Source organism: Rhodococcus pseudokoreensis (assembly GCF_017068395.1).
Taxonomy (GTDB): domain Bacteria; phylum Actinomycetota; class Actinomycetes; order Mycobacteriales; family Mycobacteriaceae; genus Rhodococcus_F; species Rhodococcus_F pseudokoreensis.
Genome location: NZ_CP070619.1, coordinates 6,988,898 through 7,014,749 on the forward strand (window position 1 = coordinate 6,988,898; position 25,852 = coordinate 7,014,749).

The window sequence follows — 25,852 nt, forward strand, 5'->3', positions numbered from 1 at the left end:
TTCCAGCCTGCTGTCAGTCACGACGTCGGATAGTACCCATCCGCGCCGATGGTTAGCGAAGGCAAGGAACAGCGCTGGTGGGAGGGTTTCCGGCCCCGGAGGATCACATGAGGAGGATCACATGAGGAGGTGTCTCATGATCCGCACCCGGCGCCCCGGCCGGGTGAGGAGATGATGGTGATGCCGCGGGCCGCGGCGGTGCCGAACCTCGGAATGCACTTCGCGGATGATCTCGAACATGCCTCCGCCCTCCTCCTGCGCGACCACGCCTATCCCGACGGTAGGTCGGGCCCGGGGTGAGCCGACTCACCCGGTGCGGGTGAACAAGGTCACCCCGCGACGGGCTGCACCGACAGCTGCTTCACACCGGTCTGCGCACAGCCGGTGGTCGGGTAGGGGAGGAACACCGACCCGGTGTCGTTCGGCGGATACACCCGGAAGCCCGCGACCGGTGTGGGGCCGCACGTGTCGGCGGGATAGTTCTGCACCACCGTCGCACGCACCGCGGCGGTGGCCCGCGCGCCGGGAGCGACCGTCACGGGAGTCTCCGTTCCGCCGTCCCTCTCGGCCGCCGCACCCACCTGCGGACCGTCCGGTGCCGCGACGTACGACACCCCGGGGTATCCGTGGAGGATGCAGTCGCGGGTGCCGGTGTTCGTGAAGACGAGCGGGATCTCCTGCGATCCGGCGGCCCCGCTGGGCTCTCCGAGCGTCACCTGCAGTTCGCCGATCAGGCAGCGGTCGGGGTGCGGAGTGGTCGGTGTGGTGGCGGACGTCGGTGGGACGTCGGCGGTGGTGGTTGCGTCCGATGTCGTGACGGTGACGCCACCGGGCGAGGGTTCGGCGGTCCCCGACTCGTCCGTCGAGCCACACGCCGAGACGGTGAGTGCGGCGGCGATCCCGAGTACCCCGAGAACGGTCCGTGCCGGTGACTGCGTGCGCATCTGATCGCTCCTCCTGCTGACTGTGCGGCGTACGTCGATGGTCCGCGATCGGTGCCGTACCGGTGGGTGGTTCGGGGAGATCGCATTCGCCCCGAACCGGCGGGCTCCGGTCGTAGGCTGCGGGGCGCAGCGTTTCCACGACACTTTCACTGGAGGCAGACCGATGAGCGAAGTTCTGGACCGGACCAAGATCTACATCGACGGATCCTGGGTCGATTCGCAGGGGACCGGCCGGATCGACGTGGTCAACCCGGCCACCGAGGACGTCATCGCGGTGGTCGCCGAGGGCACCCCCGACGACGTCGACCTCGCCGCGAAGGCCGCGCGGGCCGCCTTCCCCGCATGGTCCGCGCTCAGCGGCACGGAACGCGGCGAGTACCTCCGGAAGGCGGCCGCCCTGATCAAGGAGCGCCTCGACGACTTCACCGCCCTGGTGTCCCGCGACATGGGCATGCCGCTCGGATTCGCGAAGCCCATCCAGATCGGGATGCCCCTCGCGAACCTCGCCGCGTTCGCCGAACTGGCCGCCACCTACGACTTCGACGCCCACGAGGTCGGCAACTCGCTGATCGTGCGCGAACCCATCGGTGTCGTCGGTGCGATCACCCCGTGGAACTTCCCGCTCCACCAGGTGGTGCTGAAAGTCGGCGGTGCGCTGGCCGCGGGATGCACCGTGGTGCTCAAGCCGACCGAGGTCGCGCCGCTCGCCACCTACGCGCTTGCCGACATCTTCGACGAAATCGGCCTGCCCGCAGGTGTGTTCAACCTCGTCAGCGGATTCGGGCCCGTCGTGGGCGAGGCGATCGCCGGCCACCCCGAGGTGGACATGGTCTCGTTCACCGGTTCCACCCGCGCGGGCAAGAGGGTCGCGGTGGTCGCGGCCGAGACGGTGAAGAAGGTGGCACTCGAACTCGGCGGCAAATCGGCGAACGTCATCCTCGACGACGCCGACCTGACGAAGGCGGTCACCGACGGGGTGGCCAAGTGTTTCCTCAACTCCGGCCAGACCTGTTCGGCGCTCACGAGGATGCTGGTTCCCGCGGACAAGGTGGACGAGGCCTCCGCCATCGCGGCGCAGGTCGCGCAGAACTACTCCGTCGGCGACCCGACGGCCGCCACGTCGGTGCTCGGGCCGCTGGTGAACTCGAACCAGCTGAAGCGGGTCCGCGGGTACATCGAACAGGGCATCGCGGAAGGTGCGCGCGCCGTCCTCGACGGCCGGGAGACCGGACAGGACTCCGGCTACTTCGTCGGCCCCACCGTGTTCTCCGGCGTCACCGAGGACATGACCATCGCCAAGGAGGAGATCTTCGGTCCCGTCCTGTCCATCATCGGATACCGCGACGAGGAGGACGCGGTGCGGATCGCCAACGCGACGGAATACGGGCTCGCCGCCGGTGTCTGGTCCGGCGACCAGGACCGGGCCGACCGCGTCGCACGGCAGCTGCGCGCGGGCCAGGTCGAGGTGAACGGCGGGGCGTTCAACACCAACGCCCCGTTCGGCGGGTACAAGCAGTCGGGCATCGGTCGCGAGGCCGGGGTCCTCGGTTTCGAGGAGTTCCTGGAGATCAAGTCGATCCAGCGGTAGGCGGCTTCGCCACCCGTGCGTGGTTAGCGAGTCTCTGGACTCGTCAACCACGCACGGGCGCGGAGCGCAATTGGCCTCACGCTGAACCGAATCCGTGACTCTGTAGCGTCGTGGTCCTACCCTCGAATCGAGGGGTGGACAGCGGAGATGAGGAGAACGCAATGGATCTCGGTCTGAGCGGCAAGCGGGCCGTCGTCACCGGCGGCAGTCGCGGAATCGGTTTCGCGATCGCGCGCAGCCTCGCGTCGGAGGGGGTCGACGTGGTGCTCGCGGCCAGGGGCGCCGAGGCGCTGGAACTGGCGGCGAAGACGCTGTCGCAGCAGACCGGCCGTCGGGTCATCGGGGTACCCACCGACACCGGCGACGACAAGTCGGTGGGCGCCCTCGTCCAGCGAACCGTCGACGAACTCGGCGGCGTCGACATTCTGGTGAACGCCGCGGCCACACCGTGGAGTGCGGGCAAGCCGAGCGACTTCGCGTCCACCACCGACGACGTGGTCCGCGACGAGTTCGAGATCAAGGTGCTCGGCTATCTGCGCACCGCCCGCGCGGTGGCACCGCACCTGGTCGAGCAGGGGTGGGGACGGATCATCAACATCAGCGGGCTCGGTGCACGCCAGGCCAACTCCATCGCGCAGACCGTCCGGAACGTCGGGGTGTCGGCGCTGACGAAGAACCTCGCCGACGAACTCGGACCGCACGGCGTCAACGTCACCGTGGTGCACCCGGGACTGACGCGGACGGAACGGCTCGTCGACCGGCTGACGGAGCAGTCCGAGGCGGAAGGGGTGCCCGTTGCCGAACTGGAGTCGCGGCTGGCCACCAATTCGATCCACCGGCTGATCGACGCGAGTGAGGTCGCGGACGTCGTCACGTTCCTGGCATCGCCGCGCAGCGTCGGGATCACCGGCGACGCGGTGGCCGTCGGCGGGGGTGCGCCGGGCGCCGTCTACTACTGAGCCCGGGCCGGTGACAGCACGCCGTCGCGCTGGGTCACTTCCAGCGCGGCGCGTTCGCCGGAGCGGACGGCGCCGTCGACCCAGCCGCACATCACGGACGAACTCTCCGTGCCCGCCCAGTGGATGCGACCGCAGGGTTCGCGGAGGGCGTGGCCGAACTGGGTGAGTACTCCCGTCGGCGCATGACTGAGCATGCCGCCGCCGGAGTACCGCTCGACGCTCCAGTTCTGCTCGACGTAGTCGACGGGGGAGGCAGCCCGGGCTCCGAACCTTTCGGTCAACTCCCCGAGCACCGCCGTCTTCCGCTCCGCTTCCGGCAGCGTCCCCAGCGTGCGGGCGGTCGGCCCCTCGACGATCACGCACAGAACTCCGGGACGTCCCGTGTCGGTGCACGCGTCGATGGTGATCGTCGCGGGGGAGTCGGGTGCCGCCGACTGCCCCGACAATCCGTCGGCGCGCCAGAAGGGTTCGTCGTAGACGGCGGCGATCTTCATGACGGCGCCGCTCGGCATCCTCTGGTGCAGGAACGACCGATCCATCGGGAGCAGGGGCTCGTAGAGGATCTGACTCGCGATGGCGAGAGGCACCGCGACGATCGCCCGCCGCGCCCGCACGGCCAGGTCCGCGGAGCGGACGGTCACGCCGTCGTCGTCCTGCGCGAGGTCCCGGACGGGTTGCGACAGGTGGAGTGCGTCGCCGATCTCGGCTGCCATCGGGCGGTAGATCGCCCCCATCCCGCCGACCGGCCGCGCATCCTCGGCCGCGTCCTTCACGCCGAGAACGAAACCGGGACCGCCGCCCGACGCCATCTGGTACAGCACGAACAGCATCGACACCTCGGACGCGGCGGACGTGTAGCAACCGGCGACGGCGGTCTCGAGAAGGTCGTGGGCGGGCTTGGACAACGTGTTGCCGCCGAGCCATTTCGCGAGACTGATCGCGTCCCACTTCGCGGCCTTCTTCGCCTCCCACGGCGCCTCGAGCGGAATCGTCTTGCACATCCGGCCGAGTTCGAAGAACACGGCACCGAGATTCGCCGTGGCCCAGGGACTCATCGTCAGGGGAATCGTGCCCTTGTACCGGTACTGCTTGCCGTCGACGACCATCATGGCTTCGCCGTCGGTGTACTGCTTGTACGTCGCGACGCCGAATTCGTCGATCAGGGCGTAGATCCGGTCCTGCCCCGGCCCGATCCACGCGCCGCCCCGATCGATCCACGACCCGTCGTCGCGGGTCTCGGTGAACGTGCGCCCGCCGATCCGGTCACGGGCCTCCATCAGCGCGACCGTGTGCCCGGCCTGTTTCAGGCGCAGCGCCGCCGTCAGTCCGGCGAATCCGGCTCCTACGACGCAATAGTCGACTTCGATGTCTGCCATGACGAATCCCCTCGCGCTCTTTCGATCCTTACTCGCGGCGAGGGGTCCGGTCAAGGGCAGCACCCGTGAGTACAAATTAACCGCCGGCGGTTAACAAGTACTCACGGGTGGGGACCAGCGGGAACACCTGCTCGGCGATGCGCTCGAGTTCCTCGTGCGCGGGGGAGCATTGGATGAGCAGCAGGGTGAGGCCGGCGTCCTGGTAGGCGCGGATCTTCTCGGCGACCTGTTCGGGTGTGCCGACGAGGTCGGGGCGCAGCCCACGCGTGCCGACGGAGTATTCGCGCCGGGACAGTTCGACGTCGAGTTCGGAGTTCTTCACGAACTCCTCGAACGACGCGTACCCGGGCGAGTGCGGGTCGACGGTGGTGATGCGTTCGAGTTCGGCGCGGGCCTCGGCTTCGGTGTCGCGCACGATGATGTAGGTGGACATGCCGAATTCGGCCATGTCCCGCTGGTGGATTCGCTGCGACCGCGCGTTCATGTCGGCGATCTTCGTGCGCACCTCGTCGACGGTGCCGCCGTGCAGCACGTACGAGTCGGCGAACGTCGCGATGGATTCGCGGCCGCTCTCGCTCTCGCCGCCCGCGAAGACCGGAGGATGGACTGCGGGTTTCGGCGACAGGATCGAGTCGCGCACGCTGAAGTGCTCGCCCTGGTAGGTGAACGGGGTGTGTTCCCAGAGTCCGCGGAGGACGTCGACGAATTCGGTGGCCTGCCGGTATCGCTCGTCGTGCCGGGTGAACGCGCCGCCGTACTGCCGCGCTTCTTCCTCCCACCATGCGGCGACCACGTTGAGCGCGAACCGTGCCGCACCGGCGTCGGTGGTGCCGGCGATGTCGGTGATGGTGGCCGATTCCTTCGCGGTGACCGCGGGCAGGTGGAATCCGGGTCGCACCGCCGTCATCACCCGGAGCTGTTCGGTGACCGCGAGGATCGCCGACGACAGCGACCACGCCTCGAGGCTGGGCGCGTCGACGCCCTTGCGGTCGTTGAGGTAGAGCTCGGGGACGAGGGTGGTGTGGTAGCCGAGCCGGTCGGCCAGCTGCGACAGCCGTTTGACGTAGTCCCAGGTGGCGGGCATGCCTTCGTCGCCGAGGTTGCGCAGGAAGCCGCCGTAGATGGGCGTCCAGTAGCCGAAATGCATGTCATTCCTCCGTGATGGCGTCGAGCGACGCGCGCAGATCGTCGACGAGGTCTTCCAGGTTTTCCAGTCCGACGGACAATCGGACGGTGCGATAGCCGAATCCGGCGTCGCGGCGTTGCGTGTCGTCGAGGTGGCTGTGCGTGGTGGTGGCGGGGTGCACCACCAGCGAGCGGGCGTCGCCGATGTTGGCGACGATGGCGAACAGTTGCAGCGAGTCGACGAACTTCGCGACCTTCGCGTCGTCGACGGCGAGATCGAAGGAGAACACCGAGCCGGCGCCCCGCGGCAGGTACTTGCGGGCGGCGTCGTGCCACCGGTTCTGCGGCAGGCCCGGGTAGTTGACCTTCGCGACCGCGGGATGACCGTCCAGGAATTGGGCGATGGCCAGCGCCGAGCCGACCTGCCGCTCGAGCCGCAGGTCCAGCGTCTCCAGCCCCTGCAGCAGCTGGAACGAATTGAACGGCGACAGTGCGGGTCCGAGGTCGTGGACGACCTTCGTCTTCGCGTACACCAGGAACGCGCTCCGGTCGCGACCGAACTCGTCCCACAGCACGAGGTCGCCGATCCGCGGGTACGGCTCGGTGAACTGGGTCCACCGCCGCGGCTCCGCGCCGAAGTCGAACGTGCCGAGGTCGACAATCACCCCGCCCAGCGAAGTTCCGTGCCCGCCGATGAATTTGGTGGCCGAGTACACGGCGATGTCGGCGCCGAAGTCCTTGGGGCGGAGCAGGTACGGGGTGGCGATCGTGTTGTCGACGATCAGCGGGACCCCGGCCTGGTGGGCGATGTCGGCGACGGCCCGGACGTCGAGGACGGAGGCGACGGGGTTGCCGATCGTCTCGGCGAAGAAGGCCCGGGTCTCGGGGCGCGCGGCCGCACGCCAGGCGTCGAGGTCGTCCTGGTCGACGAGGGTGACGTCGATCCCGAAGTCCGCGAACGTGTCGGTGAGCAGGTCGACGGTTCCGCCGTACAGTTGCCGCGCCGCGACGATGTGCTGCCCCGACTTGGCGAGAGTGAGGAGGGCGACGGCGACGGCGGACTGCCCGGACCCGGTCGCCAGCGCGGCGACACCGCCGTCGAGGTCGGCGAGACGCTGTTCGAACACGGCCTGGGTGGGGTTCCCTGTGCGGCTGTACAGGTTTCCCTTGCGGCGCAGGGAAAAGATGTCCCGCGCCTGGTCGAAGCTGCCGAAGTCGTAGGCAACCGATTGGTAGATCGGGGGGATCGCGGTGTTCTGCGGCGTGCCGGGCTGATAGCCGGTGCGGACCTGCCGGGTCGCGAACCCTGTGGTCTCGGGCATCGGTGTGCCTGTCCCTTCGTCGATACTCTTGATTGGCGGGGGGTCGATCACAAAACGAATATGTTCGGAACAAAACACGAAGTGCGACGAGAAGACACGCGTTTTGTTCTGCTCGAGCATTACTCTTGTTTCACCGCGCGCGGGTGAGTCAGGGTGACGCAGTCAATCCTGCGAACAACCACCCCGAGTGAGGTAATCAGTGGACATCGACTGGCTGGAACCCGAAGCGACCGCGCGTGGCTCGGTGATCGTCGTCGCCGGCCGAGGTGAGCATGCTCACGTGTACCGCAGGTTCGCCCGGCGGATCGCGTTCGACGGTTACCGCGTCGCGGTGGTGGAGAACGATCCCGCCGCGGCCGCTCGGCTGATCGCCGACGCCGAGTCCGGTCTCCCGCTCACCGTCGTCGGGTCGGACAGTGGCGCGCTCACCGCGCTCGACCTCGCCGCCACCCATCCGGCGGTGTCCGGGGTCGTGGCCGCCGGTCTCCTCGTCGCGGGCACCGACGCCGTCACCGGAGGGTGGGAGGGCGAACTCGAGATTCGCTCCGCGTGTCCGGTGCACCGGGGCGTCCTGGCCGAGGAGGGCGCGCTCGACCGCGGCACGCTCGGAGAGGAGGCGCCGGTCGCCACGGCGGATTCGCTGACCCACGTGCAGGTTCCCGTCCTCGTCGTCCACGGCGGCGCCGACGTCCTGAGCCCGGTGGCGGACGTCCTCGCGGTCACGTCCGCGTTGCCGGGTGCCCGGGTGGTCGTCGTCAACGACGGCCGGCACGACATTCTCAACGACGTGTCCCACCGGTCCGTCGCTGCCGAGATCGTGCAGTTCCTCGAGCGTCTGCGACTGCCCGGCACGCCCGACGTCCTCCTCCGCGACCCGGCGGGCGCACTCGCGCAATGACCCGGGCGGGGCCGGTAGTGGTTGTCGATCGAAGGGGTGTGGATGTCAGCGGTGCTGGAGTCGGAGACGATTGCTCCGGAGTGGTTGCTCGAACGAATCGACGGCCGCACCGCGGAACTCGCCGACGCCGTCGCCGACCTCATCCGGTCGGGTGAGCTGAGCCCCGGCGACCGCCTGCCGACCGTCCGCGCACTCGCGAAAGCGACCGACCTCAGCGTCGGTGCGATCGTCACCGCGTGGGGCCGGTTGCAGGAGCAGGGTTTCGTGCAGACCCGCCGCCGCGGCGGCACCGTCGTACTTCCGCCGCTCGACAGTGTGCCCGAGCGCGGCATCCCCGACTGGCGCGGTGTCGACCTGGCGCAGAACGCGCCCGACCTGGCGCTGCAGCCGTCCCTGTCCGACGCTCTGCTGTCCAGCCTGGACGCCGAGACGTTGAATGTGTTCGGGCGGGAACTGATGACCGAGCGGCTGCGCAACGCCGTCGCGCCGGGGTGGCCGTTCGAACCGGAGGCCTGGGCGACCGCGGGTGGTGGCACCGAGGCGCTGCTGCTGGCGGTGGAGGCGGCGGCGCCGCCCGGGTCCCGGGTGGCGGTCGACGAGCCCCTCGGCCCGGGCGTGCTCGACACTCTCCGCGACCTGGGACTGGATGCGGTCGGCGTCGGCGCCGACCGCGACGGTCCCCGGCCGGACGCGCTCGACGAGGCCCTGACGGCCGGTGCGGTTCTGTTCGTGTTCCAGCCCGGGGCGCCGTTCGCCGTCGACCACGCGGTCAGCGCGCGGCGCACCCGCGAACTCGCCGACGTGCTGCGACGGCATCCGGCGGTCTGGGTGGTCGAGGACGACTCGATCGGACCGCTCGAACCGGACCAGCCGCCGTCGCTGGGATGCGAACTGCCGCAGCGTGTTGTCCGGATCCGCAGCTACTGCAAGGCGTACGGGATCGACGTGCGGACGTCCGTGCTCGGCGGCTCCCGCGAATTGATCGAGAAGGCCATGAAGGTGCGCAGTCACGGCGTCGGCTCGAACAGCCGGATCCTGCAGAACACCCTCGCCCACCTGATCGGCAGCGCCGACGCCGAATACGCGGTCACGGCGGCACACGAACGCTACGCCACCAGGCGCACGACGCTGCTCGAGGCCCTGATCGACCGCGGCATCGAGGCTTTCGCCGGCCCGCACAGTCTCGTCGTGTGGGTGACGGTGTCGGACGAGACAGCGGCGCTGGTCGCGTTGGCGCGGCAGGGCATCTCCGTGGGAGCGGGATCGCGGTCGTTCGTGCGGTCACCCGCACGTCAGCTGCTGCGCCTGTCGGCCACCCAATTGCCCGACGACGCCGAGCTGATCGGGCAGCTCGCCGACGTCGTCGCGGTGGCGGTAGCGGAGTCGTCGCGCGAGTTCTTCGACTGATCGGATTTTGTTCGGCAGCACTGCGGGACATACGAAATATGTTTTGAAACATCGAGAATTTAATACTCTGCACGCGTCTGTTTGCTCCATACACTTCAACGCGGCGTGCCGAGGCAGGTGCCTGACGGCGGACGACGAAGGAGCGAGAACATGACGAGACGGCAACTGAAATTGGGAGCTGTCCTCACCCCCACGGGTGGTCCCGGGCACCCGTACACCTGGCTGGATCCGGAGATCCCCGGCGACGCCAGCGTCGACATCGACTGGTACATCGAGTACGCGCGTCTGGCGGAGCAGGCGCGGTTCGACCTCGTGTTCATCGTCGACAGCCAGTTCATCACCCCCGATTCGCCCCCGCACTACCTGAACCGGCTCGAGCCGCTGACCCTGCTGTCGGCGCTCGCCGTGGCCACCGAGCACATCGGACTCGTCGGCACCCTGACCACGTCGTTCAACCAGCCGTTCAACCTCGCGCGACGGTTCGCGTCCCTCGACCTGATCAGCCGCGGCCGCGCCGGCTGGAACGTCGTCACCAGTGGCGACTCGGGCACCGCCGGAAACTACGGCCTCGAGGAGCATTACGACTACGCCACCCGCTACGGCCGGGCACTCGAACACGTCGAGGTAGTCAAGGCGCTGTGGGATTCGTACGAGGACGACGCGTTCCCGCGCGACCGGGACGCCCGCCGCTTCCTCGACCCGGACAAGCTGCACACCCTCGACCACCGGGGCGAGCACTTCTCGGTGGTGGGCCCGCTCAACATCGAACGCTCACGGCAGGGCCGGCCGGTGATCTTCCAGGCCGGCGACTCCGACCAGGGCCGCGACCTCGGAGCGCGCATCGCCGACGGGATCTTCACCCACGCACCCAGTTTCGAGGCGGGAGCGGCGTTCTACGCGGACATCAAGACCCGCGCCGCGGCGTACGGGCGCGCCCCCGAGGACATCGTGGTCCTGCCGGGCGTCAACGTCACCGTGGGCGACACCGACGCCGATGCCCGCGAGATCGAGCGCGCGACCCAGCTGGCGGACAACGACTTCGGCAGGTCTCTGCGGGAACTCGGCCGGCCGTTCGGCTGGCACGACTTCCAGCAGTACGACCTCGACGCGCCGTTCCCCACCGAGGCCTTGCAGCACGCCGAGCGGAGCTTCTACACGCAGGCGAAGAAGATCACCGACCTCGCCGTCGGCCGCGGGCTGACGCTGCGGCAGACCGTCGAGGCGCTCAGCGCGCCGAAGACGTCGCCGTTCACCGGCAGCGCCGAGACCGTCGCGAACGAACTGCAGCGCTGGCTGGACGGTCACGCCCTCGACGGCATCAACATCCACATCGGTCACCCGGCGCAGTTTCGCCGCTTCGTCGACGAGGTGCTGCCGATCCTGCGTGAGCGCGGTGTGGTCCGGGAGGACTACGAACAGGACACCCTGCGCGGCAACCTCGGCCTGCCCTTCGCGGAGAACCGCTACACCCGTGCGCGGAGTGAGGGAATCGATCCCGCCCCGCTTCCCGGCACCGCCGCGTCGCTGTCCGCGAGCGTCTGAATCACCACCCCACTTTTGCATGGTCAGGAGCACCCAGTGAGCAAGAAGAGCCGGCGGATCGCCGGCGCCGTAATACTCGGAGTGATCGTCGGTCTCGTCGCCACCGCATGCGGCGGTGGCAGCAGCTCGAACGGCGCCGAGGTCAAGTGGGCGTTCAACCTCCCCACTTCCTGGGACCCGGTGACGAGCCGGACCGGAAACGACATCAACACCATCAGCCTCGCGTATGCGTCGCTGACCCGGCTCGACGCCGAGGGCAACGTCGAACCGTCGCTCGCCGAGAGCTGGAAGTACAACGCCGACGGCACCGCGGTGACGTTCAGCCTGCGTGACGGTCTGACGTTCTCCGACGGGACCGCCCTCGATTCGCAGGCGGTGAAGGCATTCTTCGACCGGGGTAAGACCCAGGACGATTCGTTCCTGCGCGATCAGCTCGCCGGCGTCACCGAGGTTACGGCGGACAGCGCCACCGACGTCACGCTGCACCTGGCCGACGCCGACTACCAGATCCCGTACCTGGTCGCCGGGCGCACCGGTGCGATCGCCAGCCCGACGGCGGCCGCCGACCCGCAGAAGCTCAGCGTGTGGCCGGTCGGAGCGGGTCCGTTCACGATCACCGATTTCGTCGCCGAGGATCACGCGTACTTCGAGAAGAACCCGAACTACTGGGACGCCGAGAACATCCACATCGACCACTTCGAACTCAGCGTCGCCCCGGACCCGGCCACCCTCGTCGCCGGTGTCCAGTCCGGCTCCATCGACTTCGCGACGCTGCCCGCGCTGCAGTCCAAGGAAGCCGAGGCCGCCGGTCTCGACGTGACCGTGAAGCCGTCGCTCGCCGCGAACGACGTGTCCATCAACCTCAACAAGGCGCCGTTCGACAACCCGAAGATCGTCGAGGCGTTCCGGTACGCATTCGACCGCCAGGCGTTCGTCGACGTCATCACGAACGGGCTGGGGAGCACCACCAGCCAGCCGTTCCCCGACGGGTACCTCGCGTTCAACCCGGAGATCGAGAAGATCTGGAACTACGACCCCGACAAGGCATCTCGTCTCCTCACCGAGGCGGGCTACGCGCCCGGGCAGTTGTCGATCGAGATCACGGCGCAGTCGGCGGCCACCAACCGTGCGGAACTCGTGCAGTCGCAGCTGAAGAAGATCGGCGTCGAGTCCACGATCAAGGTGGTCCCACCCGGGTCGTCGACGTGGCAGAGCGAGGTCTACATCGCGAAGAACCCGCAGCTGGCCACGGACGGCACCATCGGACGTGAGTCCCCGGTGCAGAACCTGCTCGCCGTCTACGGTCCGGAAGGCATCATGAACCTCAGCGGCCCGCACGCGTCGCCGGAGTTCACCGCCGCACTCGACACCGTGCGCCGCACCCCGCTCGAGGACCCGGAGTACAAGCCGCGGTTGTGGCAGGCCGTCAAGGTCGGTGTCGAACAGTCGCCGACGAACTACCTCTTCAGCAACCCGTGGATCATCGTGTCCAACCCGGATCTGAAGAACCTCAACATCCTGCCGTCCCAGGTTCGCTGGGAAGGCGTCACGGTCTCGTGACCACCGCAGACATCGAGGCCGCAGGCACCGGGAGGACATTCGCTCTCCCGGTGCATGCGGGCGCGCTCGGCACGGCAGCGCGGGTCGTGCTCGGCACCGTGCTGATCGTGGTCCCGGTCTTCCTGTTCTCCACCCTGATCACGTTCCTGCTCGGTGCGGCCAGCGGGCTGAATCCGGCCGCCGGCATCGCCGGTGACGCCGCGACCCCGGAGACGATCGCCCGGATCAACGCCGAGTTCGGGCTGGACAAGCCGGTCTGGCAGCAGTATGTCGACTGGATGTCGAGCATGCTGAGCGGCGACCTCGGTGTCTCGTGGTTCAGCAAGATCCCGGTCAGCGAGTTGATCGGTGAACGGCTCGCCGTCAGCGCTTCCATCGCCGGTGTCGCGCTGGTCATCGGACTCGTCCTCGGTGTCGGGCTCGGGGTGCTGGCTGCCGTCTACAAGGGCAGCCTGCTCGACCGGGCGATCACGGCCTACACGTCGGTGGCGTCGACGCTGCCGCCGTTCGTCATCTCCATCGGACTGATCCTCGTCTTCAGCGTCGGGCTGCACTGGCTGCCGTCGGCCGGATACGTCCCGCCGGACGAGAACTTCGGCCGCTGGCTGTCGCTGATCATCATGCCCGCGATCGCGCTGAGCATGGACGTCGTCGCCGACATCGCGCGGCAACTCCGCACCGGACTGGTCGCGGAACTGGATCAGAACTACGTCACCGGCGCGGTGGTGCGGGGCATCGGTCCGTCACGGATCCTGTTCGTGCACGCCCTGCGCAACGGCAGCGGTCCCGCACTGTCGATCCTGGGCATGAAGATCCCCACGCTCATCGGCGGCGCCGTCGTGATGGAGACCATGTTCTCGATGCCCGGCTTCGGTCGGCTCGCCGCCGATTCGGCGCTGCGCGGGGACGTTCCCATCGTCCAGGGAACGCTCGTCGTGGCGATCGTGTTCGTGCTGTTCTGCAACATCGTCGTCAACATCGCCCAGAGCGTCCTGCAGCCGGCCACCAAGCGGAGAGACTGACATCCCATGCTCACAGCAATTCTGCGCTATCACTCCGCTCGCGCCGCGGTGATCGTCCTCGGGCTGATCGTGGTGCTCGCGGTCTTCGGGCCCGTGCTTGCGCCGTTCGACCCGCTCGAGCAGGACACGGCAGCAATCCTGCAGGGCCCGAGTGGAACTCACTGGCTCGGGACGGACAACGTCGGGCGGGACGTGTTCAGCCGGTTGCTGGCGGGTTCGACCGTGTCGGTGCTGTCGGCGCTGCAGTGCGTCGTCGTCGGATTCCTCCTCGGCGTGATCCCGGGCTTCCTGTCGGTGTATCTCGGGCGCAGCGTGGGATGGTTCACGCTCCGGCTGATGGATGCGCTCATCACGCTGCCGTTCCTCGTGTTCGCCGTCGCGATGACCGCGCTGCTCGGAAACGGACTCGCGCAGGCGATGTTCGCCGTCGGCATCCTCATCGCGCCCGCGTTCTACCGAGTCACGCGCGCCGCGGCGCTGACCGTGGCCAACTCCCAATACGTCGAGGCCGCCGAACTGATGGGCGCCGACACGTCCTGGATCATCCGCCGTCACGCGGTGCGCAAGGTGCTGCCCGCGGTCGGGGTGACGTTCGCCGCGATGACCGGGGCCAGCCTCGTCATCGTGTCTTCGCTGACCTTCCTCGGGATCGGCGTCGTCCCGCCGGACCCCACCTGGGGCGGACTCCTCGCCAGCGGATTGCAGTACCTCTACCAGGTTCCGTTCGGTCCCGTCGTCCCCGCGCTGCTGATCGTGGCGACCGTGTGGGCGCTCAATGCCATCGCCGACGCACTGCGGGACGCGACCGGCCGACCCGCACGACGCGCCCCCAGGAAAGAGGAGGTCACCTCGGATGTCCACTGACACACTCGATGCCACTTCGGCGCGGGAGACCACGCGCCCCCGCAGGCCGGTGCTCACCGTCAGCGATCTACGGATCGCCCTCGACGACGGAACCGAACTGGTCCGCGGCGTCGACTTCTCCCTCGCGCCCGGCGAGGCGCTCGGGATCGTCGGCGAATCGGGAAGCGGAAAATCGCTGACCTGCCGTGCCATCCTCGGAATCCTGCCCGGCGGAATCGACGTCACCGCAGGCTCGATCGACTTCGACGGCATCGAACTCACCGACCTCGGGCGCAAACAGTGGCGACCCCTGCGCGGCACCCGCATCGCCGCAGTGTTCCAAGACCCGGCGTCCTACCTGAACCCGTCCATCCGCGTGGGCGAACAACTCGCCGAGGCACTCCGGTCCACGCTCGGACTGTCCCGCGCCGACGCCAAGCGACGCGGGCTCGAACTGTTCCGGAAGATGGGCCTGACCGACGCGGACACCGTGTACCGCCAGTACCCGCACGAACTGTCCGGGGGCATGCTCCAGCGGGTGCTCATCGCGATCGCGGTCTCCGCGGAGCCGGAACTCCTGATCGCGGACGAGGCGACCACCGCTCTCGACGTCACCGTCCAGGCCGAGGTCCTCGACCTCCTCGAGGACCTGCGCGAAGAACTGGGCCTCGCCCTCGTCCTGGTCTCCCACGACCTCGCGGTGGTGGCCCAGGTCTGCGACAGCGTGATCGTCATGCGGGACGGCGCCGTCGTCGAGTCCGGGCGGGCGGAAGACCTGCTCACCGCGCCGCGGCACGAGTACACCCGCCAACTCGTCGACAACCATCGCGAATACGGCCTCGAGTCGTTCACCGGGCAGGAGGCCGCCCGTGTCTGAGTCGTTGCTGCGCATGACCGATGTCCGGGTGGAGCGTGGGCTCCGCGGGGACCGCAGGCAGATTCTGCACGGCGTCGACCTGACGATCGACGCCGGCGAGAAGGTGGGTCTGATCGGCGAAAGCGGCTCCGGGAAAACGACACTGGCCCGCACGATTCTCGGGCTGATCACCCCGACGGCCGGATCGATCGAGATCGGTGGCCAGCGCGTCGACGACCTGCCCGCCGCGCAACGCCGGGCGCACCGGCGGACGGGGACCGTCCAGTACGTGTTCCAGGACCCGCTGCTGAGCCTCGACCCGGACATCCCGGTGGGCGAGTCGATCGCCGAGGGGCTGATCGTGCGCGGCGGGCTGGACCGTGACGTCGTGCGGTCGAAGGTCGCGGCGGTGCTGAGCAGCGTCGGACTCGACGCCGACATCGCGGTCAGGATTCCCGCGGAACTGTCGGGTGGGCAGCGTCAGCGGATCGCGATCGCACGGGCCCTGGTGCTGGATCCGGCGCTGCTGCTGCTCGACGAACCGGTGAGCGCCCTCGACTCGGTCAACCGCATCCAGATCCTGAAACTGCTCACCGAACTCGGGCATTCGCGGCAACTCGCTCAGCTGTTCATCTCCCACGACCTGGGAGCCGTCGCCGCGCTGGTCGACCGGATCGTCGTGCTGTACCGCGGCAACATCGTCGAGGACGGACCGACCCACCAGGTGATCTCCGATCCCCAGCACCCCTACACCGCGCTCCTCGTCGGATCGGCGCCCACCCTGAGCGGTGGCGCCGTGACCCGCGAGCGTCGCCGGGAGTTGAGGCTCCGCCTCCCGTGAGTACTTGTTAACCGCCGGCGGTTAACAAGTACTCACAGGGGTCAGCGGCGCAACGCCTTTCGCGCCAGCCAGTTGCCGAAGAACTGGGAGGCCTGGACGAGCAGGATGATGACGAGTGTGGCGACGAGGGTCACCTGCCAGTCGAAGCGCTGGTAGCCGTAGACGAGAGCGAAGTCGCCGAGCCCGCCGCCGCCGATGGTGCCCGCCATCGCGGACATGTCCACGATGCCGATGAGGACGAACGTGTAGCCGAGGATCAGCGGGCCCAGGGCTTCGGGGATCAGCAGGGTGACGATGATCCGCAGGGGACCGGCGCCCATCGCGCGGGCCGCCTCGATCACCCCGGGATCCACGGTCACCAGGTTCTGTTCCACGATGCGGGCGATGGCGAACGACGACGCGATGATCATCACGAAGATCGCCGCCTCGGTGCCGATGGTCCGGCCGACGACGGCGAGGGTGACGGGCCCCAGCGCGGCGAGCAGGATGATGAACGGAATCGGCCGCACGATGTTCACCAGGACGTTCAGCACCGTGTGGGCGACCGTGTTCTGGAGGATCCCGCCCTTCCGGGTGGCGTACAGCAGCGTGCCCACCACGAGCCCGATCAGCCCGCCGACCACCAGTGTGATCAGCACCATGTAGATGGTGGTGCCGATGGATTCGAACAGCACGGGGCGCAGTTTGTCCCAGTTCGTGGTCATGCCGGTACTTCCTCGACGTCGGTGACGGCCCGCAACCGGCGGATCACGTCGTCGACGCCGTCGTCCGGGCCGACGAGTTCGAGCGTGAGACTGCCGAACGAGCGGTCCTGCAGGGTGGTGATGCCGCCGTAGACGATCTCGAAGCGGACGCCGTGCCCGCCGGCATCGGAGAGGACGTCGCCGATGCGGCTGCCGTCCCGCACGTCGGCGGTGACGATCCGGCCGCCGAAGCGTGCGCGGAGCCGGTCCAGGTCGGCGGCGTCGGGGCGGTTGCGCAGGATCGTGCTGACGAAACTCTTCGACGCCGGCGTCTGCGGTTCCGAGAAGACGTCGAACACGGTGCCGAGTTCCACGACGCGGCCCTCCGCGAGGACGGCGACGCGATCGGCGACGGCCCGCACGACGTCCATTTCGTGTGTGATCACCACGATGGTGACGCCGAGTTCCCGGTTGACCTTGCGGAGCAGGCGGAGGACGTCCTGCGTGGTCTCCGGGTCCAGGGCGCTGGTGGACTCGTCGGCGAGCAGCAGGTCCGGCGACGTCGCCAGCGCCCGGGCGATCCCGACCCGCTGCTTCTGCCCGCCGGACAGCTGGTCGGGGTAGGCCCGCGCCTTGTCGGACAGGCCGACGAACGCGAGCAGTTCGGCGACGCGTTCGCGGCGCTTCTGCCGCGGCCAGCCCGCCACGACGAGGGGGTAGGCCACGTTCCCGGCGACGGTGCGGGAGCGGAACAGGTTGAACTGCTGGAAGATCATGCCGATCTCCGCGCGCACGTGCCGGAGTTTCGATTCCGGCAGCGCGGTGATGTCGACGTCGTCGACGACGATGCGCCCACCGGTGGGTCGTTCCAGGCCGTTGATCAGCCGGACCAGTGTGCTCTTCCCGGCGCCCGAGTAGCCGATGACGCCGAAGATCTCACCTCGTTCGATGGTGAGATCGACGTCGTCGACGGCGGTGAGAGTCTGCTTTCCGGCCTGAAAGGTCTTGGTGACGGATTCGAATCGGACGATCGGTGCCATCTACTTCGCCGAACGAATTCCCTTTTCGACCCGCGACAGGATCTGCTGGAGCTGGGCACCGTCGCGCTCGACCTCGACGGACGTTCCCTTCGACTCCTCCCGCACGGCGGCCTGGATTTCGGGGTCGTGCCAGATCTTCACGAGTTCGAGGTACGTCGCGTTGTCCTTGTCCTCCGAGCGGGTGACGAACGTGTTGATGTACGGCTCGGCGGCGGGGCTCGACGGGTCGTCCTTGTAGAGAGCCGATGCGGGGTCGATGCCCGAACGCTCGAGGAACGTGTTGTTGACGATCGCGCCGTCGACGGAGGCGAGTGACAGCGCCGTCTGGGCGGCGTCGACGGGGGTCACCTTCACCTTGGACGCGTTCGCGTCGATGTCGGCCGGGGTGGGGGACGGGTTGTCGCCGGTCAGCGTGAGCAGGCCTGCGCCCTTCAGCACGAACAGGGCCCGGGCCTGGTTGCTGGGGTCGTTGGGGATCGCGATCTCCTCGCCCCGGGGAATGTCGGCCAGGCTCTGGTGCTTCTGCGAGTACAGGCCGAGTGGCACGATCTGGGTGGCGCCGATCGGGGTGAGGTCGTCGTCGGCGCCGGTGTTGTACTCGCCGAGGAACTGCAGGTGCTGGAAGAGGTTGGCGTCGATCTGCCCCTGCGACAGGGCGATGTTCGGCTGCGAGTAGTCGGAGAAGTTCACGACGTCGAGCGTGATGCCCGCGTCCTTCGCCTTGTCCTCGAAGATCTCCCACGAACGGTCGCTGGCCTCGGTGGTGCCGATCCGGACCGTGTCGCCGCCGGCGTCGCCGGATCCACCGGAGCACGCTGTCAGTGCCGCCATGAGGGGAACGGCGGCGAGGGCGAGGGTACGGCTGAACTTCACGCGACAATCCCAACGATCGATCGGACGGCCACGGAGTGCGGCCACAGGCAACCTAGCCCGTTCCGTCGTCGCGGGGAATGGTTTCGATCGGTGTGATTCGAAGACGGCGCTACCGACTTGTGTTCCTGCCCTGCATTATTCGACCGCAACCGCGGAGTGCTCTAGGGTGGCGGGGTACGCATGCGAGAGGTGATGAAGCAATGAAGGTAACGGTAGTGGCCGGCAATCCCAAGCCCGGTTCACGGACGCTGGACGCGGCCGGTCTGGTCGCGGCCGCGGTGACGGGCGCCGCCGTGGATTCCACGGTCGACGTGATCGAGCTCGGCCCGGGACTGCTCGGGTGGGGCGACGAGAAGGTCGCGGCGGCGGTGGAGACGGTCGCGTCGTCGGATCTCGTGGTGTTCGCCAGCCCCACGTTCAAGGCGTCGTATACGGGCGTGCTGAAACTGTTCCTCGACCAGTTCGCGACCGGCGACGGCCTGAAGGACGTCGTGGTGGTGCCGCTGATGCTCGGGGCCGGGCCCGCGCACGCGATGGCACCGGACCTGCTGCTCAAGCCGGTGCTCGTCGAACTGGGCGCGACGGCCCCCGCGCCGGGCCTCTACCTCATCGACACCGCGTACACGACCGACACACGCATCGCCGACTACGCCGAGCGGTGGGGTTCGATCCTCACCGCGGCGGCCCGGACACGGACGGAACTCTCATGACACAGGCTGACGGCACGGTGGACAAGGCTTCGCTGCGGGAGGCGTTCGGGCATTTCCCGAGCGGTGTCGTCGCCGTCTGCGCCGAAGTCGACGGTGAGCGCATCGGGATGGCGGCGAGCACATTCGTGCCCGTGTCGCTGGAGCCGCCGCTGGTCGCGTTCTGCGTGCAGAACACGTCCACGACGTGGCCGAAGCTCGCGGACCTCGAGCACGTCGGGATCAGCGTCCTCGGGGAGGCGCACGACGCCGCCGCCCGGGTCCTCGCCGCGAAGACCGGTGACCGGTTCGCCGGCCTCGACACCGAGACCACCGACGGCGGTGCGTTGTTCATCGACGGCGCCTCGGTGTGGCTCGACACCACCGTCACCCAGCAGGTGCCCGCGGGCGATCACGCGATCGTGGTCCTGCGGATCAACGAGCTGCGGGTGCAGTCGGAGATCGAACCGATCGTGTTCCACCGCAGCCGGTTCCGCTGGCTCCGCACCGTCGCGTCGTAACCGAGTGCGATGACCACGGAACTGGCGGCCCCGGCCGAGACGGACGTCCATCCTCTGGACGACGCGATTCGTGAATCCCTGCGCGGCGAGCACGCGCACTTCGCCCGGTGGTCGGGCCGGGTGGCGCGGTATCACCCGGACGTCGCGCCGCACGTCGGCCACCCGGACGCCCTGGTGGACGAGGACTGGACGGACCTGGCGGCACTGCTCGGCCCGTCCGCGACGGCCGCGCTCCGTGGATTCGGTCACACGCCGCCGCCGGGCTGGGAGGTCCTGGACACGTTCGGTCTGGTCCAGATGGACGGCACCGCGCTGGACGTCGAGCCGGACCCGGACGCCGAAGTCCTCGGCGCAGAAGATGTTCCGGAGATCCTCGATCTGATCGGCCGCACCCGGCCCGGACCCTACCTGCCGCGGACCATCGAAATGGGGACCTACCTCGGGTTCCGGGTCGACGGCGAACTCGTCGCGATGGCGGGAGAGCGGCTGCATCCGCCCGGCTGGACCGAGATCAGCGCGGTCTGCACCGACGAGCGTTTCCGGGGCCGCGGATTCGGTGCCCGGCTCGTCCGCGCCGTCGGGGCCGGTATCCGCGCCCGCGGGGAGACGCCGTTCCTGCACGCCGCGCAGTCGAACACGACGGCGATCCGGCTGTACGAGAGCCTGGGCTTCACCCTCCGCAGGCAGTCCGCCCTCACCGTCGTCCGGACACCCGCGTAGGCGGCTCCGCCGCCCGTGCGTGGTTAACGAGTCTCTGGACTCACTAACCACTCACGGGGCGCGAAGCGCCCTCGCAGCGTGGACTCCGCGTACTCGTGCCGGAAGATCCCCTTCTCGCGGAGCAGCGGCACGACGTGGTCGACGAAATCGGTGAGGCCGGAGGGAAATCCGTCCGGCATCAGATTGAATCCGTCCGCCGCGCCCGCCACGAACCACTCTTCGATGGTGTCGGCGATCTGTTCGGGGGAGCCGACGACGAGCCGGTGGCCGAAGCCGCCTGCTCTGCGCAGCAGTTCGGACACCGAGTACCGGCTCTCCAGTGCCAGCCGCACGACGGCTTCCCGGAACCCGAGGGAACCGGAGAACGACGGGTCGACGGGCGCCAGCAGCAGGTCCTCCGGAATCGGCCGGTCCGGGTCGAGCGAGCTCAGATCGACGCCGAGCATCCCGCCGAGCCGCTCGGCGGAGAAACCGCCGGCGGCCTTGGACTCCCAGTCCTCGTAGCGCGCGACGGCCTCGGCCTCCGTGCTGCCCACCACCGTGACGAGGCCGGGAAGGATCTTCACCGACCGGGGGTCGCGACCGGCCGCGCGCGCGACGTCCTTCACCTCCCGGTAGTGCTGCCGCCCGGCGTCGAGCGTGAGCTCTGCCGAGAACACCGCGTCGGCGCTTCGTCCGGCCAGCGCGCGGCCCTGCGGTGAACCGCCGGCCTGCACGAGCAGCGGGTGACCCTGCGGCGACGGCGGTACGGGCAGCACGCCGTGCACGTGGAAGTACTCCCCGTCGTGGTGCACCGGGTCACCGGTGGCCGCCGATTCCCACAGCGCCGTGACGACGTCCACGAACTCGGTGGCCCGGCGGTACCGCGACTCGCGGTCGGGAATCCGGGAGAGACCGAAGTTGTGGGCCGTCCCGGCGTGGAACGTGGTCACCACATTCCACGCCACCCGCCCGCCGGACACGACGTCGAGGGACAGGAACCGGTCCGCGAGGTCGAATGGGTCGTTGAACGTCGTCGACGCCGTGCCGATCAGCCCGAGGTGCTCCGTCGCGCTCGCCACCACCCCGAGAACGGTGGTGGGTTCGAGCGCCCTGGTCGGCTTGACGGCCGGATCCTCGCGGAGCGCGGGACCGTCCGCGAGGAACAGCGCGTCCAGCGTGCCGCGTTCCGCGATCTTCGCGACCTCGGTGTAGTAGTCCGGGTCGATGAACGACGTCGGGTGCAGATCGGGGGCCCGCCACGCGGACGGGTGGAACCCCACGTCGAGCACGTTGACGTTGAGGATGACCTCTCGTTGCGCGGGCATCAGCCGGCGGGCTTCGCGGCGGCGCCGTCGACGTTCGTCTGGGTCCGGTCGGTGGCCCGCGCCGATTCGATGCTCTGCGCCACCCGGGAGAAGAACGGGTCGCTGTCGATCAACTGGCCGATCCGTGGGTCGTGGTACGTGTCGAGGAGCGGCGCGAAATCGGGGTTGTCCTTGTTCTTCTCGTTGATGACGACCTCGATCCAATACAGCTCGTAGGCGGGGGCGTTGAAGACGATCTTGTCGTCCGGCACGTCGGCGAGGTCGAAGTTGGACCGCCAGCCCAGCGCCAGGTCGACGTCGGGAAGCGTACGCGGCAACTGCGCCAGCGCGGCCTCGGTGAACTCGAACGACTTCGGATTGTCCTTCACGTCGCGGATGGTCACGCGGGACGGATCGACACCGTCCTTCAGGGTCAACTGGCCGAGGTCCTGCAGCGTCTGCAGGGCTTGCGCCTGGTTCGACGGGTCGTCGGGAATCGCGACCTTCGCGCCCTTGGGGAGATCCTCGAGCTTGTCGTACTTCTCGGAATAGCCCGAGAATTTCAGGACGTACCAGTCGCCGGCCGCATACAGTCCGAGGTTGCCGTCCTCGTTCTGCACCCGCATCCACTCCTGGTGCTGGCTGTGGTTGGCGTCGATGTCGCCCTGGGAGACCGCGAGGTTCTTCAGCTTCGAATCCTCGATCTGCACCGGTTCGACGGTGATGCCGTGGTCGGGGGCGAGTTTCGCGACCTCCTTGGCGAGTTTCTCGTCCAGGATCGATCCGGCGGTGTACCCGATCTTGAACGTGGTCTGCGGGCCGTCGCCCTCGGTGCGGTCATTGCCGCCGCCCGCGCCGCACGCGGTCAGGAGGAGCAGCAGGGTGGCCGTCAGTCCGCCTGCCGCGACAGCGCGGGCGCGCGTCACCGAGCGGGGTCGAGTCGTCATGGGTGTAGTCCTCTGATCTGGGTGGGAGTGAAAGGCTCAGCGCCGGTTGGTGAGGCGGGCGGCCAGATCGCCGACGAGTTGGATGACCTGGACCAGCACCACGAGCGCGATGACCGTCGTGATCATCACGGTGTTGTCGAAACGGTTGTAGCCGTAGGCGATGGCGAGGTTGCCGATGCCGCCGGCTCCCACCGCGCCTGCGATCGCCGACATGTCGAGGATGCCGATCAACGCGATCGTCAGGGCGCCGATGATGGTCGGGACCGCCTCGTGGAGTTGCACTTTGCGGATGATCTGGAAGTTGGAGCCGGCCGATGCGCGGCCCACTTCCACGACCTCGGGTGGAACGTCCCGCAGCGAATTCTCGATCAGACGCGCGACATACGGGGTGGCGGCCAGCGTCATCGGCACGGCCGCCGCCTGCACCCCGAGCGACGTGCCGACGACGAAGCGGGTGAACGGGATGATGGCGGCCATCAGCACCAGGAACGGCAGCGATCGGCCGAGATTGACCACCCAGCCGGCGACCGCGTTGATCGCGGGGTTGGGAAACAGTCCGCGGGGAGCGGTGTTGTGCAGGACGACCGCCAGCGGAGTGCCCAGCAGGATGGCCAGGATCACCGTGATCCCGACCATCTGCACGGTCTGTTGCAGGGCGGGCAGGAACAATTCGGGAAGTTCCTCGACCGGGGTCGAGATGGCCAGGACGGCACTGCCGGCGCTCATGCCGCCGCCTCCTCGGTGGCCAGGACGGTGGCGTTGTCGTCGACTCGTGTTCCGTGCAGGCCCCACGAGGACAGGAACTCCCCGACGGACGGATGGTCACCGGCGACCGAGATGGTGACGCGGCCCGCCGGGCGTCCGCCGACCGACTCCACGGTCCCGGACAGCATCCCGATCGACCGGCCGGTGGCCGTGCCGAGAAGTTCGATCCAGTTGGTGGGGACGGTGTCGGAGCCGTAGGTGACGTGCCACAGCACGTCCCGGTCTTCCGCGGTGATGTGGGAACGGTCCGGGAGCAGCCCGACGCCGAGTTCGGAACGGGGGTCGCGGAGGAGGTCGATCACCGGGCCCGATTCGACGACCCGTCCCGCGTCGAGGACGGTGACCACGTCGGCGACCTGGCGGACGACGTCCATTTCGTGGGTGATCAGCACGATCGTCAGCCCGAGGTCGTCGCGCAGTTCGCGCAGCAACGCGAGGATGGATCGGGTGGTGGCTGGGTCCAGTCCGGACGTCGCCTCGTCCGACACCAGGACCTTGGGGGCCAGTGCCAGCGAGCGGGCGATGCCCACGCGTTGCCGCTGCCCGCCGGACAGTTGCCGGGGGTAGAGGTCGGCCTTTTCGGACAGGCCCACCCGCTCGAGGAGTTCCGCGACCCGTGCCCGTCGCTCGGCGCGGCCGACGCCGGCGAATTCCAGCGGCAGCGCCACGTTCTCGGCGGCGGTGCGCCGGGCGAGGAGGCTCGACGCCTGGAAGATCGTGCCGATCGCGCGGCGCTGATCCCGCAACCGCCGTTCGGACAGCCCGGAGACGTCCGTCCCGTCGAGGAGGATGCGCCCTTCGGACGGACGCTCGAGCAGGCTGATGATCCGCGACAGCGTGGTCTTGCCCGCCCCGCTCTGGCCGATCACCGCCGCGATCTGCCCGGTGCCGACGGAGAAGTCGATGTCGTGGAGCACCTCGACGGAGCGGGTTCTCTTCCCGAATCGTTTCGTGACGGAACGGACTTCGATCATGCTGCACCACCTGTATCGGATGACGGCACCGCGGGTCGGCCGCCGGGAGGGAGTCCTGGCCTGTGGGTAGGCCAGTGGGCTTCCGAAACGATAGGCGTGGGTAAACGGAAAGTCATGTCTAAGAATCGACTTGATCAGAACGTGCGCTCACTATCCGGGATATACCGGGCGGCGGTGGGCCGGGGCCGGTGCCGGATCGGGCAGCCGCAGCGTCGCCCGGAGCGACCGCTGCCGGTACCCGCGGGGCTTGGACGGCTTCGGCCATGCGGAGAAGCCGGCGTCGAGGTCGGTGACGGTCGCGATGTGGCCGTCCACCCCGGTGGCGTCGGGATCGTCGACGACGAACAGCAGGGCGCGCTCACGCACGGCGGGGCCGTGCCGGTCGATGTCGCTGCCTGCCAGTACGACGATGTCGGAAACCTCGGCGGCGGAGACGATGTCGTCACCCTCCTGCGCCCACCACGCGACGGGGATCTTCTGCTGCGGCGGTGTGGGGACGTTGAGCGGGCCGGCGATGTCGAAGATCCCCTGGTGGTCGGCGTAGACGATGCGGTCGGAGTCGGCGAAGCGCACGTCGCCCGGGCGTCCACGGATCGTGTCGGCCGGCCAGCTTTCCCACAGTGTGCGGGAGGCGTGGATCGCGTCGGTCGTCACCGCGGAACTCGGTCCGGGCTCGATCCAGACCCCTTCCCGGGCCAGGTTGCCCGGCGCCGTCCGGTCCTCGACGCCGGTGAGCCAGCCGACGCGGCCGCGGCTGGTGTGATCGAGCGAGGCCAGGCGGCGGGCCAGGTTGTACGGGTGGTCGAGGTGGGGGACGGCGGTGACGAACACGCCGACGTCGGCCGTTGCTGCGATCAGCGCCGCGGCGGACACACTGGGGGACAGGGCCGCGGTGGGCCGGGGAGCGCTCCGCGACACCCGTTCGGCGCCGACGAGGACGAAGTCCGCCCCGGTTCGGTCGACGAATGCGGCGAGTTCGTCGACCCGGCCGCGGCGGATGGCGTCGACGAGCACGTGCTCACCGAGCGCGAGTCCGTAGAAGGTCCTGCTCCGCTGGATCACACTCATCGGGGG

Annotated in this window: 26 protein-coding genes; 14 read left to right on the top strand and 12 right to left on the bottom strand. The window is 68.7% G+C overall.

What is annotated here, in order from left to right; translation table 11 throughout:
* Positions 1-129: 129 nt before the first annotated feature.
* On the top strand, positions 130-300 hold the full coding sequence (locus tag JWS13_RS37025; protein ID WP_206010290.1) for a hypothetical protein: 171 nt from the start codon (positions 130-132) through the stop codon (positions 298-300).
* Positions 301-329: 29 nt separating this feature from the next.
* Here the strand turns inward: JWS13_RS37025 and JWS13_RS37030 are convergent, their stop codons facing one another.
* Positions 330-944 carry a DUF4232 domain-containing protein gene (locus JWS13_RS37030; RefSeq protein ID WP_206010291.1) on the bottom strand — a complete coding sequence of 205 codons (615 nt, stop codon included), beginning with the start codon at positions 942-944 and terminating at the stop codon, positions 330-332.
* Between the two features lie 163 nt (positions 945-1,107).
* Between JWS13_RS37030 and JWS13_RS37035 the strand changes: the two genes are divergently transcribed.
* Both JWS13_RS37035 and JWS13_RS37040 read left to right on the top strand, forming a co-directional pair.
* Positions 1,108-2,532, top strand: coding sequence for an aldehyde dehydrogenase family protein (locus JWS13_RS37035; RefSeq protein ID WP_206010292.1), 1,425 nt, complete (start codon positions 1,108-1,110; stop codon positions 2,530-2,532).
* 161 nt (positions 2,533-2,693) lie between these two features.
* Positions 2,694-3,491, top strand: coding sequence for an SDR family NAD(P)-dependent oxidoreductase (locus JWS13_RS37040; protein WP_206010293.1), 798 nt, complete (start codon positions 2,694-2,696; stop codon positions 3,489-3,491).
* Here the strand turns inward: JWS13_RS37040 and JWS13_RS37045 are convergent.
* The 3 genes from JWS13_RS37045 to JWS13_RS37055 form a co-directional block, all read right to left on the bottom strand.
* A complete protein-coding gene (locus JWS13_RS37045) occupies positions 3,485-4,867 on the bottom strand; it encodes a flavin monoamine oxidase family protein (protein ID WP_206010294.1) in 1,383 nt (460 codons plus the stop codon). The genes JWS13_RS37040 and JWS13_RS37045 overlap by 7 nt on opposite strands.
* A gap of 76 nt (positions 4,868-4,943) precedes the next feature.
* Entirely contained in the window at positions 4,944-6,014 is a 1,071-nt protein-coding gene (locus JWS13_RS37050) for an LLM class flavin-dependent oxidoreductase (RefSeq protein WP_206010295.1), read from the bottom strand.
* Position 6,015: 1 nt separating this feature from the next.
* Complete coding sequence (locus JWS13_RS37055; protein WP_206010296.1) at positions 6,016-7,314, bottom strand: O-acetylhomoserine aminocarboxypropyltransferase/cysteine synthase family protein; 1,299 nt, start codon at positions 7,312-7,314, stop codon at positions 6,016-6,018.
* A gap of 199 nt (positions 7,315-7,513) precedes the next feature.
* Between JWS13_RS37055 and JWS13_RS37060 the strand changes: the two genes are divergently transcribed.
* The 8 genes from JWS13_RS37060 (at position 7,514) to JWS13_RS37095 (ending at position 16,283) form a co-directional block, all read left to right on the top strand.
* Positions 7,514-8,212, top strand: coding sequence for an alpha/beta hydrolase (locus JWS13_RS37060; protein WP_206010297.1), 699 nt, complete (start codon positions 7,514-7,516; stop codon positions 8,210-8,212).
* A gap of 42 nt (positions 8,213-8,254) precedes the next feature.
* Positions 8,255-9,619, top strand: a complete 1,365-nt coding sequence (locus JWS13_RS37065) for an aminotransferase class I/II-fold pyridoxal phosphate-dependent enzyme (RefSeq protein WP_206010298.1) — start codon at positions 8,255-8,257, stop codon at positions 9,617-9,619.
* 150 nt (positions 9,620-9,769) lie between these two features.
* A complete protein-coding gene (locus JWS13_RS37070; RefSeq protein ID WP_206010299.1) occupies positions 9,770-11,161 on the top strand; it encodes an LLM class flavin-dependent oxidoreductase in 1,392 nt (463 codons plus the stop codon).
* A gap of 36 nt (positions 11,162-11,197) precedes the next feature.
* Positions 11,198-12,721 carry an ABC transporter substrate-binding protein gene (locus tag JWS13_RS37075; RefSeq protein ID WP_206010300.1) on the top strand — a complete coding sequence of 508 codons (1,524 nt, stop codon included), beginning with the start codon at positions 11,198-11,200 and terminating at the stop codon, positions 12,719-12,721.
* A complete protein-coding gene (locus JWS13_RS37080; RefSeq protein ID WP_206010301.1) occupies positions 12,718-13,743 on the top strand; it encodes an ABC transporter permease in 1,026 nt (341 codons plus the stop codon). The genes JWS13_RS37075 and JWS13_RS37080 overlap by 4 nt, the downstream gene beginning before the upstream one ends.
* 6 nt (positions 13,744-13,749) lie before the next feature.
* Positions 13,750-14,607, top strand: a complete 858-nt coding sequence (locus JWS13_RS37085) for an ABC transporter permease (protein WP_206010302.1) — start codon at positions 13,750-13,752, stop codon at positions 14,605-14,607.
* Entirely contained in the window at positions 14,597-15,463 is an 867-nt protein-coding gene (locus JWS13_RS37090; protein WP_206010303.1) for an ABC transporter ATP-binding protein, read from the top strand. Before JWS13_RS37085 ends, JWS13_RS37090 begins: the two co-directional genes overlap by 11 nt.
* A complete protein-coding gene (locus JWS13_RS37095) occupies positions 15,456-16,283 on the top strand; it encodes an ABC transporter ATP-binding protein (RefSeq protein ID WP_206010304.1) in 828 nt (275 codons plus the stop codon). Before JWS13_RS37090 ends, JWS13_RS37095 begins: the two co-directional genes overlap by 8 nt.
* Before the next feature lie 41 nt (positions 16,284-16,324).
* Here the strand turns inward: JWS13_RS37095 and JWS13_RS37100 are convergent, their stop codons facing one another.
* The 3 genes from JWS13_RS37100 to JWS13_RS37110 are packed head-to-tail and all read right to left on the bottom strand — an operon-like array spanning position 16,325 to position 18,879.
* On the bottom strand, positions 16,325-16,987 hold the full coding sequence (locus JWS13_RS37100) for a methionine ABC transporter permease (RefSeq protein WP_206010305.1): 663 nt from the start codon (positions 16,985-16,987) through the stop codon (positions 16,325-16,327).
* Positions 16,984-18,006, bottom strand: a complete 1,023-nt coding sequence (locus tag JWS13_RS37105) for a methionine ABC transporter ATP-binding protein (RefSeq protein ID WP_206010306.1) — start codon at positions 18,004-18,006, stop codon at positions 16,984-16,986. Before JWS13_RS37105 ends, JWS13_RS37100 begins: the two co-directional genes overlap by 4 nt.
* Positions 18,007-18,879 (bottom strand): MetQ/NlpA family ABC transporter substrate-binding protein, encoded by an 873-nt coding sequence (locus tag JWS13_RS37110; RefSeq protein WP_420855035.1) that lies wholly within the window; start codon positions 18,877-18,879, stop codon positions 18,007-18,009.
* Between the two features lie 200 nt (positions 18,880-19,079).
* Between JWS13_RS37110 and JWS13_RS37115 the strand changes: the two genes are divergently transcribed.
* From JWS13_RS37115 to JWS13_RS37125, 3 genes are read left to right on the top strand one after another with little or no spacing between them, the layout of a single operon-like run.
* Complete coding sequence (locus tag JWS13_RS37115) at positions 19,080-19,589, top strand: NADPH-dependent FMN reductase (protein WP_072944117.1); 510 nt, start codon at positions 19,080-19,082, stop codon at positions 19,587-19,589.
* Entirely contained in the window at positions 19,586-20,086 is a 501-nt protein-coding gene (locus JWS13_RS37120; RefSeq protein WP_124389724.1) for a flavin reductase family protein, read from the top strand. The genes JWS13_RS37115 and JWS13_RS37120 overlap by 4 nt, the downstream gene beginning before the upstream one ends.
* Before the next feature lie 9 nt (positions 20,087-20,095).
* Positions 20,096-20,806: a GNAT family N-acetyltransferase gene (locus tag JWS13_RS37125; RefSeq protein WP_206010307.1), complete on the top strand. Its 711-nt coding sequence runs from the start codon at positions 20,096-20,098 to the stop codon at positions 20,804-20,806.
* 23 nt (positions 20,807-20,829) lie between these two features.
* Here the strand turns inward: JWS13_RS37125 and JWS13_RS37130 are convergent, their stop codons facing one another.
* The 5 genes from JWS13_RS37130 to JWS13_RS37150 form a co-directional block, all read right to left on the bottom strand.
* Complete coding sequence (locus tag JWS13_RS37130) at positions 20,830-22,113, bottom strand: LLM class flavin-dependent oxidoreductase (RefSeq protein ID WP_206010308.1); 1,284 nt, start codon at positions 22,111-22,113, stop codon at positions 20,830-20,832.
* Positions 22,113-23,039, bottom strand: coding sequence for a MetQ/NlpA family ABC transporter substrate-binding protein (locus JWS13_RS37135; protein WP_206010309.1), 927 nt, complete (start codon positions 23,037-23,039; stop codon positions 22,113-22,115). The genes JWS13_RS37130 and JWS13_RS37135 overlap by 1 nt, the downstream gene beginning before the upstream one ends.
* Positions 23,040-23,075: 36 nt before the next feature.
* Complete coding sequence (locus JWS13_RS37140) at positions 23,076-23,765, bottom strand: methionine ABC transporter permease (protein WP_206010310.1); 690 nt, start codon at positions 23,763-23,765, stop codon at positions 23,076-23,078.
* The gene (locus JWS13_RS37145) at positions 23,762-24,778 is read right to left on the bottom strand and encodes a methionine ABC transporter ATP-binding protein (protein ID WP_206010311.1); all 1,017 of its coding nucleotides are present in this window, start codon (positions 24,776-24,778) and stop codon (positions 23,762-23,764) included. Before JWS13_RS37145 ends, JWS13_RS37140 begins: the two co-directional genes overlap by 4 nt.
* Positions 24,779-24,928: 150 nt before the next feature.
* Positions 24,929-25,846 carry an LLM class flavin-dependent oxidoreductase gene (locus JWS13_RS37150; protein WP_206010312.1) on the bottom strand — a complete coding sequence of 306 codons (918 nt, stop codon included), beginning with the start codon at positions 25,844-25,846 and terminating at the stop codon, positions 24,929-24,931.
* Positions 25,847-25,852: the final 6 nt, after the last annotated feature.

What these genes read in the sequence shown, in the direction of transcription:
- JWS13_RS37030 (WP_206010291.1), bottom strand. Translation starts at nt 944, where the DNA reads ATGCGCACGCAGTCACCGGCACGGACCGTTCTCGGGGTACTCGGGATC.
- JWS13_RS37035 (WP_206010292.1), top strand. Translation starts at nt 1,108, where the DNA reads ATGAGCGAAGTTCTGGACCGGACCAAGATCTACATCGACGGATCCTGG.
- JWS13_RS37040 (WP_206010293.1), top strand. Translation starts at nt 2,694, where the DNA reads ATGGATCTCGGTCTGAGCGGCAAGCGGGCCGTCGTCACCGGCGGCAGT.
- JWS13_RS37045 (WP_206010294.1), bottom strand. Translation starts at nt 4,867, where the DNA reads ATGGCAGACATCGAAGTCGACTATTGCGTCGTAGGAGCCGGATTCGCC.
- JWS13_RS37050 (WP_206010295.1), bottom strand. Translation starts at nt 6,014, where the DNA reads ATGCATTTCGGCTACTGGACGCCCATCTACGGCGGCTTCCTGCGCAAC.
- JWS13_RS37055 (WP_206010296.1), bottom strand. Translation starts at nt 7,314, where the DNA reads ATGCCCGAGACCACAGGGTTCGCGACCCGGCAGGTCCGCACCGGCTAT.
- JWS13_RS37065 (WP_206010298.1), top strand. Translation starts at nt 8,255, where the DNA reads ATGTCAGCGGTGCTGGAGTCGGAGACGATTGCTCCGGAGTGGTTGCTC.
- JWS13_RS37070 (WP_206010299.1), top strand. Translation starts at nt 9,770, where the DNA reads ATGACGAGACGGCAACTGAAATTGGGAGCTGTCCTCACCCCCACGGGT.
- JWS13_RS37085 (WP_206010302.1), top strand. Translation starts at nt 13,750, where the DNA reads ATGCTCACAGCAATTCTGCGCTATCACTCCGCTCGCGCCGCGGTGATC.
- JWS13_RS37090 (WP_206010303.1), top strand. Translation starts at nt 14,597, where the DNA reads ATGTCCACTGACACACTCGATGCCACTTCGGCGCGGGAGACCACGCGC.
- JWS13_RS37100 (WP_206010305.1), bottom strand. Translation starts at nt 16,987, where the DNA reads ATGACCACGAACTGGGACAAACTGCGCCCCGTGCTGTTCGAATCCATC.
- JWS13_RS37105 (WP_206010306.1), bottom strand. Translation starts at nt 18,006, where the DNA reads ATGGCACCGATCGTCCGATTCGAATCCGTCACCAAGACCTTTCAGGCC.
- JWS13_RS37115 (WP_072944117.1), top strand. Translation starts at nt 19,080, where the DNA reads ATGAAGGTAACGGTAGTGGCCGGCAATCCCAAGCCCGGTTCACGGACG.
- JWS13_RS37120 (WP_124389724.1), top strand. Translation starts at nt 19,586, where the DNA reads ATGACACAGGCTGACGGCACGGTGGACAAGGCTTCGCTGCGGGAGGCG.
- JWS13_RS37125 (WP_206010307.1), top strand. Translation starts at nt 20,096, where the DNA reads ATGACCACGGAACTGGCGGCCCCGGCCGAGACGGACGTCCATCCTCTG.
- JWS13_RS37130 (WP_206010308.1), bottom strand. Translation starts at nt 22,113, where the DNA reads ATGCCCGCGCAACGAGAGGTCATCCTCAACGTCAACGTGCTCGACGTG.
- JWS13_RS37135 (WP_206010309.1), bottom strand. Translation starts at nt 23,039, where the DNA reads ATGACGACTCGACCCCGCTCGGTGACGCGCGCCCGCGCTGTCGCGGCA.
- JWS13_RS37140 (WP_206010310.1), bottom strand. Translation starts at nt 23,765, where the DNA reads ATGAGCGCCGGCAGTGCCGTCCTGGCCATCTCGACCCCGGTCGAGGAA.
- JWS13_RS37145 (WP_206010311.1), bottom strand. Translation starts at nt 24,778, where the DNA reads ATGATCGAAGTCCGTTCCGTCACGAAACGATTCGGGAAGAGAACCCGC.
- JWS13_RS37150 (WP_206010312.1), bottom strand. Translation starts at nt 25,846, where the DNA reads ATGAGTGTGATCCAGCGGAGCAGGACCTTCTACGGACTCGCGCTCGGT.